The organism is Nocardia sp. NPDC005825 (assembly GCF_040630175.1).
Taxonomy (GTDB): domain Bacteria; phylum Actinomycetota; class Actinomycetes; order Mycobacteriales; family Mycobacteriaceae; genus Nocardia.
The window spans coordinates 229,251-242,779 of record NZ_JBEXXC010000005.1; the positions used below are offsets into that span (position 1 = coordinate 229,251).

13 protein-coding genes are annotated in these 13,529 nt (G+C 69.3%); 4 read left to right on the plus strand and 9 right to left on the minus strand.

Features of this window, described 5'->3' with window-relative positions; all coding sequences use genetic code 11:
• Positions 1-9: 9 nt before the first annotated feature.
• Positions 10-315 (minus strand): 30S ribosomal protein S10, encoded by a 306-nt coding sequence (gene rpsJ, locus ABZ382_RS16165; RefSeq protein WP_040804197.1) that lies wholly within the window; start codon positions 313-315, stop codon positions 10-12.
• A gap of 495 nt (positions 316-810) precedes the next feature.
• Positions 811-1,236 carry a hypothetical protein gene (locus ABZ382_RS16170; RefSeq protein WP_357089179.1) on the minus strand — a complete coding sequence of 142 codons (426 nt, stop codon included), beginning with the start codon at positions 1,234-1,236 and terminating at the stop codon, positions 811-813.
• 192 nt (positions 1,237-1,428) lie between these two features.
• Here ABZ382_RS16170 and ABZ382_RS16175 point away from each other — a divergent pair, with 192 nt between their 5' ends.
• Together ABZ382_RS16175 and ABZ382_RS16180 are read left to right on the plus strand one after the other, a co-directional pair.
• On the plus strand, positions 1,429-1,905 hold the full coding sequence (locus tag ABZ382_RS16175) for a hotdog fold domain-containing protein (protein ID WP_357089182.1): 477 nt from the start codon (positions 1,429-1,431) through the stop codon (positions 1,903-1,905).
• A gap of 62 nt (positions 1,906-1,967) precedes the next feature.
• A complete protein-coding gene (locus tag ABZ382_RS16180) occupies positions 1,968-3,200 on the plus strand; it encodes a lycopene cyclase family protein (RefSeq protein ID WP_357089185.1) in 1,233 nt (410 codons plus the stop codon).
• A gap of 31 nt (positions 3,201-3,231) precedes the next feature.
• Here ABZ382_RS16180 and ABZ382_RS16185 read toward each other — a convergent pair whose 3' ends face one another.
• The 4 genes from ABZ382_RS16185 to ABZ382_RS16200 all read right to left on the minus strand — a co-directional run bounded on the left by ABZ382_RS16185 (position 3,232) and on the right by ABZ382_RS16200 (position 7,059).
• Positions 3,232-4,260 (minus strand): SDR family oxidoreductase, encoded by a 1,029-nt coding sequence (locus ABZ382_RS16185; protein ID WP_357089187.1) that lies wholly within the window; start codon positions 4,258-4,260, stop codon positions 3,232-3,234.
• A 98-nt stretch (positions 4,261-4,358) separates the two neighbouring features.
• Complete coding sequence (locus ABZ382_RS16190; RefSeq protein WP_357089189.1) at positions 4,359-5,249, minus strand: ABC transporter permease; 891 nt, start codon at positions 5,247-5,249, stop codon at positions 4,359-4,361.
• Entirely contained in the window at positions 5,246-6,055 is an 810-nt protein-coding gene (locus ABZ382_RS16195) for an ABC transporter permease (RefSeq protein ID WP_357089192.1), read from the minus strand. The genes ABZ382_RS16190 and ABZ382_RS16195 overlap by 4 nt, the downstream gene beginning before the upstream one ends.
• A complete protein-coding gene (locus ABZ382_RS16200; protein ID WP_357089193.1) occupies positions 6,052-7,059 on the minus strand; it encodes an ATP-binding cassette domain-containing protein in 1,008 nt (335 codons plus the stop codon). The genes ABZ382_RS16195 and ABZ382_RS16200 overlap by 4 nt, the downstream gene beginning before the upstream one ends.
• 332 nt (positions 7,060-7,391) lie before the next feature.
• Between ABZ382_RS16200 and ABZ382_RS16205 the strand changes: the two genes are divergently transcribed.
• Positions 7,392-8,873, plus strand: a complete 1,482-nt coding sequence (locus ABZ382_RS16205; protein WP_357089194.1) for an aldehyde dehydrogenase family protein — start codon at positions 7,392-7,394, stop codon at positions 8,871-8,873.
• Between the two features lie 48 nt (positions 8,874-8,921).
• On the opposite strand, the gene ABZ382_RS16210 is transcribed toward ABZ382_RS16205, so the two are convergent.
• Positions 8,922-10,163 carry a TetR family transcriptional regulator gene (locus ABZ382_RS16210; RefSeq protein WP_357089196.1) on the minus strand — a complete coding sequence of 414 codons (1,242 nt, stop codon included), beginning with the start codon at positions 10,161-10,163 and terminating at the stop codon, positions 8,922-8,924.
• Between the two features lie 127 nt (positions 10,164-10,290).
• Here ABZ382_RS16210 and ABZ382_RS16215 point away from each other — a divergent pair, with 127 nt between their 5' ends.
• Complete coding sequence (locus ABZ382_RS16215) at positions 10,291-11,079, plus strand: enoyl-CoA hydratase-related protein (protein WP_357089198.1); 789 nt, start codon at positions 10,291-10,293, stop codon at positions 11,077-11,079.
• Positions 11,080-11,088: 9 nt separating this feature from the next.
• Here ABZ382_RS16215 and ABZ382_RS16220 read toward each other — a convergent pair whose 3' ends face one another.
• Positions 11,089-12,330 (minus strand): Nramp family divalent metal transporter, encoded by a 1,242-nt coding sequence (locus ABZ382_RS16220; RefSeq protein WP_357089916.1) that lies wholly within the window; start codon positions 12,328-12,330, stop codon positions 11,089-11,091.
• Positions 12,331-12,468: 138 nt separating this feature from the next.
• Positions 12,469-13,461, minus strand: coding sequence for an alpha/beta hydrolase family protein (locus tag ABZ382_RS16225; protein WP_357089919.1), 993 nt, complete (start codon positions 13,459-13,461; stop codon positions 12,469-12,471).
• Positions 13,462-13,529 lie beyond the last annotated feature (68 nt).

Consider the following 13,529-nt stretch of genomic DNA (forward strand, 5'->3'; position numbering starts at 1 on the left):
AAGTCCCCGTCACTGAATGTTGACGTCGACGCTGGCCGGCAGGTCGATACGCATCAGGGCGTCAACCGTCTTCGGCGTCGGGTCGAGGATGTCGATAAGCCGCTTGTGCGTACGCATCTCGAAGTGCTCGCGCGAGTCCTTGTACTTGTGCGGCGACCGGATGACGCAGTAGATGTTCTTCTCGGTGGGCAACGGCACCGGGCCGACCACGCGGGCACCGGTACGGGTCACCGTCTCGACGATCTTGCGCGCGGACGCGTCGATCGCCTCATGGTCGTAGGCCTTGAGCCTGATGCGGATCTTCTGTCCCGCCACGCTGAGTGTCCTTTTCTCCGCTTGCGTTGTGGCCCAGGAGCTTTCGCTCCCGAACCACCCTCATTTGCACTGCCGAACACACGAAGACGCATCAGCCACCACACGACCTGAGCCCTCGGGCCCGATCCATCGCCGCTGTTCATCTGTCATGGTTCATCCGGTCCACGCGGTCGGGCGTGTCGCGCCGCCGCTCATTCCTCGGCCCCGGACCAAAATCCTTACAAGCCTCGGAACAGTGTTCCGGACGCACCCACGCCGCAAATCAGCGGGGTGCAAAATTGGGTCTTACTCACCCACCACCAGCGCCGATCCAACGGAAAAGACGCAACCCGGTGTGGGCAACCCGAACAGTATGCCTCGAGCCCCCGCCCCACTTCAAATCGCCCCCTCCCCCGCCCCCGAGCCAATGGCCCTGGTCACACCCGGTCGAGCCCCCCGGCTCGGGCCCTGCGGGGACCGGTGCGGAATTCGGTTCGCGCACCGGCCATTTCACCCTCAGTTGTCGCGCATGTGGCGCAGGTAATAGTCCCAGCCGCCGAGATCCTGGATCAGCAGGAAGTTGCCGCCGCGGAACCGGGCGGGATCCACCAGGTACAGCCCGACCTGTCCGCCCGGAACGTCGGCGGCCTCGCCGACGACCTGGGTCATGCTCCCGTGCGGGCGGCCGTCGACCACCAGATCGGAGTAGGTCGGATCGGGGGCGATCATATTGTGACCGCCGTTGATCTGGGTGATGGCCGCCGGGATCCAGGTGTTGGACAGCGCCACGGTCTCGTCGTGGGTCAGGTCCACGCCGAGGAAGATGCCCTCACCCGGGTTGGAGTACGGCGTGAAGGCGGCGGCCGAGCCGGCGGATGCGGTGGCGGCGGCCGCCCCCGCGAGTGCGATGCCGACGGTGGCCACCGCGGTGCGAATACGCATGATGTCGAGAGCTCCTATTTGTCCCCGATAGCCGGTCCGAGTGGCACCGGCTCCCAGCCGCGCTCGCGGCGCAGCCTTCCCAGATAACTGGCAGCCGGTTGGTTTTGCGCGGCGAGGCAATCCGCCGGCCGATCCGATGACCGATACGACACGACACTTCCGTGGAACTTACTTTTGAGTAAGATACGGGACATGGGTAAAGAGACCGCTACGTATCGCGGGTGGAAGAAGCTTCCGGACAACCGGATCGGGCACACGCTGTTCTCGCTCGGCATGGTGGCCCGGGTGCCGTATTTCGGCACCGTGCTGCCGAGCGTGGTGCGGTTGGAACCGGGACTGTGCGAGGTGACCGCGCCCAAATGGTTCGGCATCCACAATCACCTGGGGACCTTCCACGCCATCGCGGCGTGCAACCTGGCCGAGGTGGCGATGGGCATGCTGTCGGAGGCCACCGTGCCCGACACGCACCGCTGGATTCCCAAGGCCATGAACGTGCAGTACCTGGCCAAGGCCAACTCGGGGCTGCGAGCGGTCGCGAAACTCGATGAGGTGCCCGACTTCTCGCAGATCACCGAGGGCCGCGAACTGATGGTGCCGGTGTCGATCTACGACCGTTCGGGGCTCGAGGTCGTGCACGCGGACATCACCACCTGGGTGACGCCCAAGTAGGTAAGGGGTGCGAAGTCGGGACCGACCTGGCGTGCGCGGGTCCCGGCTGTTTGAATGCGGGTATGAGTGGCCGGGAGGTCGGCAGGGCCGCCGACGTGTGTGTGGTGGGGCTCGGCCCCACCGGGCGGGCATTGGCGCACCGCGCCATGGTGGCGGGCCTGCGGGTGGTCGCGGTGGATCCGCGGCCGACGCGGCCGTGGGCCCCGACCTTCTCCTGCTGGGTGGACGAACTGCCGCAGTGGCTTTCGCCCAGCGCCATCGCCAGCCGGATCGAGACGCCGGTGGTGTGGACCACCACCGAGCACCGGATTCCGCGGCCCTACTGTGTGCTGTCCAAGCAGGGCCTGTTCGACGCGCTCCCGCTCGACGACGCCACCGTGATCACCGGTCGCGCCCGCGTCGTCGAGGCGCACCGGGTGGAGCTGGCCGACGGCACCGAGGTGCGCGCGGCCACCGTCTTCGACACCCGCGGCCAGGCCACGCCGGGCGCGCGCCGCACGGCCAGCGCGCACGGCATCTTCGTGGACGAGGACATCGCCGCGCCCATGGTCACCGCCGGTGAGGGGCTGCTGCTGGACTGGCGCGACGAGAACGGCGCGGGCCCGGACGAGCCGCCGTCGTTCCTGTACTCGGTGCCGCTCGGCGACGGCACGGTCATCTTCGAGGAGACCAGCCTGGGCCTGCGCGGCGGCATGCCGCAGCACGAGTTGCGGCGGCGCACCCTGAATCGGCTGGCGGCGCACGGGATTCGGCTGCGCGGCGACGAGCCGAGCGAGGCCGCCCACTATCCGCTCGACGAGCTGCCGCCGAAAGCCGGTCGCGGCGCGGTGATTCCGTTCGGTTCGCGCGGCGGCATGATGCATCCGATCACCGGGTACTGCGTGGCCGATTCGCTGGCGCTGGTCGACACCGCGCTGAACGCGGTGCAGCGCGGCGACGATCCGATCGAGGCGCTGTGGCCGTGGCAGGCGCGGCTGGTCTATTGGATGCGCATGCGCGGCGTGTACGGACTGGGACGACTCACCACCGCGCAGTCCATCGCCATGTTCGATGCGTTCTTCACCCGGCCGCCGCGGCAGCAGCGCGCCCTGCTGTCGGCGCACGCCGACTACTCGGCGCTGGGGTCGGCGCTGTTCATGACGGTCGCGACCACCTGGCCGTTCAAGTGGCGGTACGACCTGGTCGGCTGGACCAATCGAAACCGATGGGTCGGTTGGGATTACGGGCGGGCCCGCGCACTGGACGATCTGCTCCTGCCCCCGGACAGCCTGCTACCCGGGGACAACACCCCCTGAGTCGGCGACAGCCCGGGCGCGGGCTCGCGCCTCAGACCCAGTTCTCGATCCAGTACTTCCACACCACCCCGGCGTAGGCGGCCAGCGGCGGGACCTTGATGTCGGTCCCGGCGAGGGCGGCCGCGGCATTGTGGGAGTCGAAGCGGCAGGCGAACTCGCAGTCCTCGATGACCTCCATCGGGATGCCGATCTGACGCAGCGCCCACCCCATGCCGGGCACCCGCAGCGTGACGTCGAGGGTCTGCTTGGGCATCACCTCGATCAGGTGCGGGGCGCCGGCCTCGTCGGCGAAGAGGTTGAAGGCCTCGGCGACGCTCTGCTCGCGCGGGTCCACCAGATGGTAGGTGTCCGGTCCGTCGCCGTTTCGGTGCGCGATGTGGTCGAGCGCGCGGGCCACGAAATCGACCGGCACCATATTGGTCTCACCGAGCTGGGGCGCCACCACGGGCAGGATGCGCGGCAGTTGCGCGGCCATGCGCAGCAGTCGGAAGAAGTAGTAGGGGCCGTCGATGCGGTCGATCTCGCCGGTGCGGGAGTGGCCGATCACGATGGCCGGTCGGTAGATCCGCCAGGGCACCGCGGTCTGGTCGCGCACCTCCTGTTCGGCGCGCAGCATGGCGCGCTGATGGGGGGTGGGCAGCAGCTGGCCGACGTCGGTCATGTCCTCGGTGAACACGCCCTCCCAGGCCCCGGCCACGCGCATGGTCGAAACATGGTGCAGCCGACCCGCGTCCAGCGCGCCGGCGAGTTCGGCCACCCGGAGGGCGCCGCCGCCCGCGCCGGTGGCGTCGAACCCGGCGGCCAGGTGGAAGACGTGGTCGATCGAACCGCGGTGCGCGGCAATCCAGCTCGTGTCGACGCCGAGTCCGGGCGCGGCGAGGTCGCCGCGGACCGGGTGGACCCGGGCGCGGTCGCCCCACTCGCGTAGGCAGCGGTTGTAGCGCAGTACCGAGTCCTCGCCCGGCCGCACCAGGACGTGAACGTCCGCGCCGCGCTTCAGGAGTTCGGGTACGAGAAACCGACCGATGAACCCAGTTGCCCCGGTCACCAGGTATGACATGGGGGCCACCTTAACGTGACGCACGCCACTCGAACCCCGAGGGTCTCGTACCCGGGGAAACCGGTCGGGCGTGTCCGCCCGCCGGTTTCCGTCGGTGCCTAGGCTCCGGTCTCGGCCGCGCGCCGGTACCCGCGGATGGCGGGGTAGGCGAACAGCACGATCATGCCGATCGCCCAGGCGGCGGTCTTCCACAGCGGGGTCGCGATGGGCCCGTCGTAGGACAGGCCGCGCATGGCGTCGATGGCCGTACTCATCGGCTGGTTCTCGACCGTCTTCTGCAACCACACCGGGTAGGCGAAGACCGGCACGAACCCGGAGTTGAAGAACATCAGCAGGGTGTTGATGATGCCCACCAGCGACACCAGCATGACGCCTTCGGTCAGCGTGGCCAGCGCCGTCACCAGCACCGCGAATCCGAGCGCGAACAGCACCGGAATCGCCAGCATGGCAATCGAAGCCGCGGGCCCGTACCAGAACCGGAAGCCCAGGGCGACACCCACCGCGAGCACGAACAGCGAGGTGATCACCACGCGGATGGCCTCGGCGATCAGTCGTCCGGTGAGTCCGGCGGCGCGGTGGATGGGCATGGTGTAGAACCGCCCGAGCAGACCGGTCGCCTTCTCCACCTTGAAGCCGAGCGCGCTCACCACCGATCCGGACATGGCCGCGACCAGCATGACCATCGGCACGGTGCCGTAGATGCTGGGCATGCCGGTGGCCATGGTGATCGAGTCACCGAGCACGATCCGGAACATGATCAGCGTGGCGGCCGGGTAGACCAGGGTCTGAATGGTGGTGGCGGGGTCGCGCATCCAGCCGATGAGCATGCGCTTGCACTGGATCACGCTCTGCTGGGCCCACACCGAGAGCGCGCGCTCCGAGCGGGGTTCCACCACGGGCAGCGGCTGATGCCCCGCCCACGAATCGTTTCGGTTCACCGGGTTCCCGGATTCCTCGACGGCCGTCTCGGCCGTGGTCGCCGTGCTCATGACCGCCTCACGCTCGCCCAGACCGCCAGCGGCAGGAAGACGACCAGCAGGCCGCCCAGCCACACCAGCGGCACCCACAACACATTCCAGGTCACCCCGTGCTGAGCCATGTCGCGCAGTGCGAAGGAGAACTGCGAGATGGGCTGGTTGCGCACGAACGGCCGCACCCACACCGGGAATCCGTTCTCCGGCACGAAGCCGCAGGACAGCATGCCGAAGATGAGGGTCGGCAGGGTCAGGGCCTGGCTCAGGGATTCGGGGCTCTTGGTCAGCGACCCGAGCCCGTCGGCGCCGATGGCCAGGATGGTGCCGACGGCGAGGGAGAACCCGCAGAACAGCGCGGCCTGACCCCAGCCGGCGACGAAGTGGAAGCCGATGAGGTGTCCCCAGACCAGCGCCGCGATCAGCGAGACCACCGAGCGCACGAAGCCCGCGGACAGTCGCGACACCAGCGGCACCATCTTGCCGATGGGCATGGTCTGCATGCGGGTGTTGAGTCCGGTCATGGCTTCGAACGCGGCCAGCTGCGCGTTGGACATCATGGTGAAGGACATGGTCTGCAGCACGATGATCGGCATGACGAACTGGGCGTAGTCGATGCCCTGGAACTTCATCACGTAGCGCAGCGGCAGGTAGAAGCCGAGGGTGAAGACCAGCGGCACGATGACCGCGATGAGCATCTCGCCCTTGGTGAACATCACCCAGACCACGCGCCCGGTCAGGGCCCGCCACTGCGCGAAGCTGTTGGGCCGGGCCGGGGGCACCCCGGCGAAGAGATCGGCGGCGTTCGCCGCGGGGGCGGTCACGCGGCGCCTTCCGCGCCGACGGTCTCCTTGGTGCCGGAGTGTCCGGTGAGGGTGAGGAAGACGTCGTCGAGGGAGGGCCGGCGCAGGCCGATGTCGGCGAGCTGGACGGCCGCGGCGTCGAGTCGGCGCAGCGCCTCGGAGAGGGTGGCCGCGCCCTCGGGGGCGGGGATGGACAGCCGGTCGCCGGAGAGTTCGGCGCGGACCGCGGCGGGCACCAGGTCGCCGAGGGCGTCGGCGACCTTGGTCAGCTGGGTCGGGTCGAGCGGTACGACCTCGCAGTAGCTGCCGCCGGTCTTCTCCTTGAGGGCGTCGGCGGTGCCTTCGGCGATGACCGTGCCCTTGTCGATGACGATGATGTTGTCGCTGAGCACGTCGGCCTCTTCGAGGTACTGCGTGGTCAGCAGGACGGTGATGCCCTGGGTCTTGAGCGCGGTGACGAGGTCCCAGACGCCCTGGCGCGAGCGGGGATCCAGGCCGGTGGTGGGTTCGTCGAGGAACACCACCTCGGGCCGGACCACGAGGCCGCAGGCGATGTCGACGCGGCGGCGCATACCGCCGGAGTAGTGCCGGACCGCGCGGCGGCCGGCGCCGGTGAGGTCGAATTCCTCGAGCAGGTTGTCGGCGCGCTGCCGGGCGGCCTTGCGGGGCAGGCCCATGAGGCGGCCGAAGAGCTCGAGGTTCTCGCGGCCCGAGAGGTTCTCGTCGAGGGCGGCGTACTGGCCGGTCATCATGATGGACCGGCGCACGGCGGCCGGATCGGTGCGGACGTCGTGCCCGGCGATGCGGGCGACGCCGGAGTCCGGGCGCAGCAGGGTGGACAGGATCTTGACCGTGGTGGTCTTGCCCGCCCCGTTGGGGCCGAGGATGCCGAGGACCTGGCCGCGGGCGGCGGTGAAGCTGACCCCTTGCAGCGCGTGCACATCGCCGAAGGACTTACGAATGTCTTCGACGAAAACGGCCGGATCGTCGGCTGCTACGGGTTCCGGTCTGTCCAAGCTGGGCATCAACTCTCCACTATCGGCTGGTCGGGCTGAACGATGTCGCCCCGGGGCGGCGGGTCCCCACATCGCGCGGGGGAGGTAGTTACCGCCCGCCGGGATGATCCACACCGCCGGCCGTGATGTTACCGGCGTGCCGTGCGGCAGGCCGTTTCTTTGCCGAAGCAGCGAAATTCAAACTGTGCCCTTGGTCACAAACGATGGGCTCACCGAATAGCCGCTGATCCAGGCGCAGACCGGGCGGTATGCGGCGATTTCGCTACCTTGTCGCATCTGCGCCTCGAACCATAGTCTGGCCTTGGCGGGGAGAGACATTCACAGGCCACGAGAGGTTGACCATGGCCGAGTCGGCGCAGCCGGCAGCAGGACGCGCCGGCGCGCGCAGATCCAAGGTACTCACGTCCTACGACCCCAGAACCGGGGAAGTCGTGGGCGAATACGCAGGTATGGGGGCGGGCGAACTGACCCGCACCGTGCGCTCCGCCCGCAGCGCCGAACAATGGTGGGCGGCACTGGGATTCGACGCCCGCAAACGGTGGCTGCTGGATTGGAAACGCAGCCTGGCCCGCGGCACCCGCGACCTGGTGGAGTTGATCAGCCGCGAGACCGGCAAGCCGCGCATCGACGCGGCCATCGAGGTCACCCTGGCCGTCGAGCATCTGGATTGGGTTGCGCGACATGCCGAACGGACGCTGGGCCGCACCACCCGGCTGGGCGCCACGCTGCGCCGCGAACCGACCGGCACCATCGGCTACCTGCCGCTGGGCGTGGTCGGCGTGCTGGGGCCCTGGCACAATCCCGTTCTCACCCCGATGAATTCGATCGCCAGCGCGATGGCGTCGGGCAACGCGGTGGTGTTCAAGCCCAGCGAGCTCACCCCCGGCGTGGGCGCGTGGCTGGCCGACACCTGGAATCACCTGGCCCCGAATCAGCCGGTGCTGCAGGTGGTCACCGGCGACAGCGGAACCGCCGCCGCCCTGTGCCGGGCGCCGGTGGACAAGCTCGCCTACGCCGGGTCGGGCGCGGGGGCGCGCGAGGTGGCCGCGCTGGCCGCCGAGGCGTCCACTCCTCTGGTCATCGAGCCGGGCGGGCGCGGGTCGATGGTGGTCCAGGTCGACGCCAAACTCGACAGCGCCGCGGCCGCCGCGGTGTACGGCGCCATGGCCAATTCGGGCCAGCAGCCGGCCGGGGTGCAGTGCGTGTACGTGGCCGACTCGGTGTACGAGCCGTTCCTGGAGCTGGTCGCCGATCAGGCCCGGCGGCTGCGGCCCGGGGCGGACCGCCGCGCCTCCTACGGGCCGATGATCGTGGACGCCCAGATCGACGTGGTGCGCCGCCAGGTGCGCGACGCGGTGACCCGGGGCGCACGACTGGTGGTCGGGAGTCTGGAATCGATTCGCGAGCCCTACATCGAGCCGATCGTGCTCACCGAGGTGCCGGAGAACAGCGCCGCGGTGACCGGCGAGGCCGTGGGGCCGGTGCTGGTGGTGAATCGCGTGGCCACCATGGACGAGGCCGCCGATCGCGTGAACGCGGACCGGAAGCCGCGCACGGTCTCGGTGTTCACCCGCGACGTCCGCTCGGTCCCGGAGTTCGCGGCCCGGCTGCGCAGTGAGCTGATCACGGTGAACGCGGCACCCGTGTACGGCGTGAACGGTCCCGGCCGGATCCGGGATCCGCGCACGCTGCGGGAGTTCACGCGGCCGCAGACGATCACCGAGAAGCACCCGCCGGACCAGATCACCTCGGGCACGTTCGAGAAGCATCCGCGCCGTTTGCGGGTGGCGCGGGCGCTGTTCCGGATGCGGCACCGGGTCTGAGGATTCGGGAGGGCCTGCCGCCGAAGCCGATTCGGCGGCGGGCCGGACCTATTCGGCGGCGGGCGCGCCCAGCAGCACCGCGCGCATGAGCGCGCTCACCCGGGCCAGGTTCTCCGGCCGCCCGTCGAATCGGATGCGCCGGCCCACATCGATGACCTGGGCGATGGCGGCGTGCACCCGGAAGCGAGCCTCGACCTGGTCGCCGTCGAGCAGGTTCGCCCATTCCAGGACGTTCTGCCGCTGCACCGAGCGCAGCCGATGCTGTTCGGAGGCGGGCAGATTGGAGAATTCGGAGAAGTAGACCGGCAGGATCTCCGGCATGGCGAAGGTCATGCGGGAGAAGCGGTCCGCGATCCGCACGGCGGCGTCGGAGCGGCTGGTGGCCTCGGCGAGGGCCTCGTTGTTGGCGATGGCGACGCGTTCGCCGGTGCGGTTGAAGGCGGCGGCGAGCAGGTCGGCCTTGCTGGCGAAGTAGCGGTAGACGCTGGAGGCATTGATGCCCGCGGCCGCGCCGATCTCCTCGATGCTGGCCTCGTGGTAGCCCTGCCGTCCGAAGATGCGGATGGCCTCGGTGAGCAGCTGCTCGCGCTTGGAGATGACGGGCAGGCCGCGCACCAGCGGCTCGCCGGTGACCGGGGCGGGCGCGGGCGGCAGGTCGGCGCGCAGGATGTCCCAGCAGATCTCGGTGAGCAGGTTGACCAGCCGGGTGGTGGACAGCGCGGTGCGGTGCGCGGTGATGGATCCGATGGCGCTGAGCAGGGCGGCGGCGCGCAGCTGGGTGTCGGCCGGATCGGCGTCGGGGTAGAGCGCGGCGATGGCGGCGGCGACGGTGTCGTGCAGCTCGGTGTAGATGACCCGGATGCGGGTGCGGTCCTCGCGTTCCAGGTAGCGGCGTTCCCACCGGTACAGGCCGCCCTCACGGCGCACGTCGATGGTGTACTCGGCGACGCCGCGGATCAGCGCGGTGAGTCGTGGTTCCGGTTCCAGGTCGGGATTGTCGGCGGCCTTGGCGGCGTCGAGCAATTGCTGCGCGCCCATTTCGGCGGCGGCGACCAGCAGCGCGTACTTGTTGCGGAAGTGGCGGTAGAGGGCGGGGCCGGAAATGCCGACCTCGGCAGCGATCTCGTCGACGCCGACCGGGTGGTAGCCGCGTTCGGCGAAGGCGCGCGCCGCTACCCGCACGATTTGCGCCTTGCGGTTCTTGGGGCGGCGACGGGGGCCGGATTCCCCGTCGGGAGTACCGGCCGGTCGCCCGGTAGCGAGGGCGGCCTCGCTGCGATCGGCGACCATACAGTTTCTCCTTCTCGATGACACCGGCTGTTGACAGTGCCGGACGAACGCTCCTAAGTTAACCACAATTCGCAAAGCCGAACACACAGCCTGCGGCCAGGCCGCAGATATATCTGGGGAGCGCCCGATGACCACGAGCACGCCGGGGTACACCGCGATCAAGGACGGGCGCGTCCTGCGCATCACCATCACCAATCCCAAGCGCAAGAACGCGCTCAGCTACGACACCATGGAGGGCCTGGGCGACGCCGTGCTCGCCGCCGCCGCGGATCCGGCCGTGCGGGTCATCGTGCTGACCGGCGAGGGCGGCGACTTCTGCACCGGCGCCGACCTGTCCACCGCCCCGGCGGAGAAGGCCCGCGGCATCACCCCCGAGATGACCATGGACGTGGCCAACCGGATGATCCGCGCCATCGTGGACGCGCCGATCCCGGTCATCGCCCGGGTCAAGGGCGCGGCCGCCGGGGTGGGCGTGGCGTTCGCGCTGGCCGCCGATCTCACCTACGCCGCCGAGGACTCCTACCTGCTGCTGGCCTTCATCAATATCGGCCTGATGCCCGACGGCGGGGCGGCGGCGCTGGTGGCGGCCGCGGCCGGACGCCCACTGGCCGCCGAGATGGCACTGCTGGGCGAGCGGCTCCCGGCCCGAAAGGCCCTGGAGCACAGCCTGATCGCGGGCGTGTACTCCGACGAGGAACTGGACGCCAAGGTGGAGGCGGTGATCGCCAAACTGGCGCACGGCCCGCGGCGGGCGCTGGAGCTCACCAAGCGCGCCCTCAACGCGGCGGCGCTGACCTCGCTCGAGGCCGCCCTGGACGCCGAGAAGACCGGCCAGTGCGAACTGCTGGGCTCCGGCGATTTCGCTGAGGGCGCGGCGGCCATGCTGCAGAAGCGCAAGGCCGTCTTCGCCGAATAGCGCCGGGCGTCAGCCCTTTCCGGTGGCCGTCAGGTAGATCAGCACCACGTTGAGCGTGGTGATGATGGCGGCCACCAACCAGGCCAACCCGGTGGTGACGCGGTGATTGACGTTCTCCCCCATGAGTTCCGGGTCGCTGGTGAACCGGACCAACGGGATGAGCGCGAACGGGATCCCGAACGACAGCACCACCTGCGAGATGATCAGCGCCCGGGTGGGATCGATGCCGACCGCGAGCACCACCAGGGCGGGGATCAACGTGATCACACGGCGCACCACCAGCGGAACGTGCCGGTGCAACAGACCCTGCATGATCATCGCGCCCGCGTAGGCCCCGACCGAGGTGGACGCCAGCCCGGAGGCGAGCAGTCCGACCGCGAGCAGCAGTCCCGCGACGGGACCGAGGACGTCCTGCACCGCGGCGTGCGCGCCCTCGATGGTGTCGACGCCCTCGCGGCCGCGCAGGGTCTTGGCGGCCATGAGCAGCATGGCCAGGTTCACGGTGCCCGCGAGCAGCATGGCCAGGGCGACGTCGTAGCGGGTGATGCGCAGCAGGCGATTTCGGGCCGCGCCGACCTCGGGGTGCCCGTGCCGGTCGCGGGCCATGCCGGAGTGCAGGTAGACCACGTGCGGCATGACGGTCGCGCCGATCATGGCGGCGGCCAGCAGCACGCTGCCGGAGTCGGCGAAGCGGGGCACCAGGCCGCCGACGGTGCCGGACGCGGAGGGCGGTGAGATGACCACGGAGGCAAGGAATCCGATGGCGATGATGCCGAGCAGTCCGGTGATGACCCGTTCGAAGGGCCGCTGCCCGCGATGGTTCTGGATGAGCAGCAGGATCATCGACACGAAGCCGGTGATGATGCCGCCGACCATGAGCGGTAGCCCGAACAGCAGGTTGAGCGCGATGGCGCCGCCGACGACCTCGGCGAGATCGGTCGCCACCGCGACGGTCTCGGCCTGGGCCCAGTAGCTGAGCCGCACCCAGCGACCGGCCTTGGCGCGCACCACTTCCGGGAGGGAGCGGCCGGTCACCAGGCCGAGTTTCGCGGACAGGAACTGCACCAGCCCGGCCATGATGTTGGCCATCACCACGACCCAGACGAGCAGATAGCCGTATTGGGCGCCAGCGCTGATGTTGGAGGCGACATTGCCGGGATCGACATAGGCGATCGCGGCGACGAAGGCGGGGCCCAGCAGCACACTGGCCGACCGCGCTCGCTGGAACGGGGTGCTGCTCTTATCGGCCACGCTGGTACTCACAAGATGAGTTTACGGGTTCCCGAACTTTTTGTTTAGCCCTTCCGTGCACCCTGTGACCACAGCCATAACGGCGAACGGCCCGGCACCTTCCGGTGCCGGGCCGTATCACGTTGTGCGCGTGGGTCTCTAGATGCCGAGACCCTGGGCGAGCAGCGGCCACGACGTGATGAACTCGTCGTTCCAGTAGCCCCACGAGTGGGTGCCGGTCGGCCGGAAGTTGTAGGTGGCCGGGATGCCCAGCGAGTTCAGCTTGTTCGCGAGGTTGTGGCTGCAGAAGTTGGTGCCCGCCTCGATGACGCCACCGATGATCATCTGGTTGGCCAGGCCGTAGGAGCCGGGCAGCGTGTACGGGCCGTTGAGGGTGTCGTACTGGCCGGGCAGACCGCTACCGGAGGAGATGTAGAGGTTGATGCCGCGCAGCTTCTCCGCGTTGATGACCGGGTCGTGGGCCGCCCAGTCGGGCGAGTTCGCGGGGCCGTACATGTTCTCCAGCTTGCCGCCGCCCCAGGTCTCGACGGTCAGGCGCATGAACTCCTGGCCCTGCGGGTCGGCCATCTGGGCGCAGCCGGAGTAGGCGGCGACGGACTTGTACAGGTCCGGCTTGGCCTCGGCCAGGGTGAGCACGGTGGTGCCCGAGGTGGAGATGCCGGCGATGGCGTTGACGCCGTTGGTGCCGAGCGCGGCGTCGATCAGCGGGGGCAGTTCCTCGCTGAAGAAGGTGGTCCACTTGTTGCGGCCCAGGGTCGGGTCGTCGTTGTTCCAGTCCTGGTAGTAGGACCACTTGCCGCCGATGGGCTGGACCACGTTGACGTTCTTGTCGCCGAGGAAGCCGTTGACGATATTGGTCTTCTTCACCCAGGAGGCGTCGTCCTGACCGCCGCCGGCGCCATTGAGCAGGTACAGGGTCGGGCGCGGGACCGAGGTGTCGGCGGGGCGCTGCACATCGACCGGGTAGGTGGCGCTCATGGCCGCGGAGTAGACGTAGAGCCGGATGTTCCGGTCATCCTTCATCTCGGCCTTGGTGATCTTCGAACCGTCCGCCGACACCGGGTCGGCCAGCAGCTTCTTGCCGTCGATGATCGGGTCAGCGGAGGCGGAACCGCCGCCGACACCGGTCATGAGACCGGTGAGAACCGCTGTGGCGGCGAGGAAGGCGGCGGCTCGCGCCCCGCGCCGGCCGTTCCGGA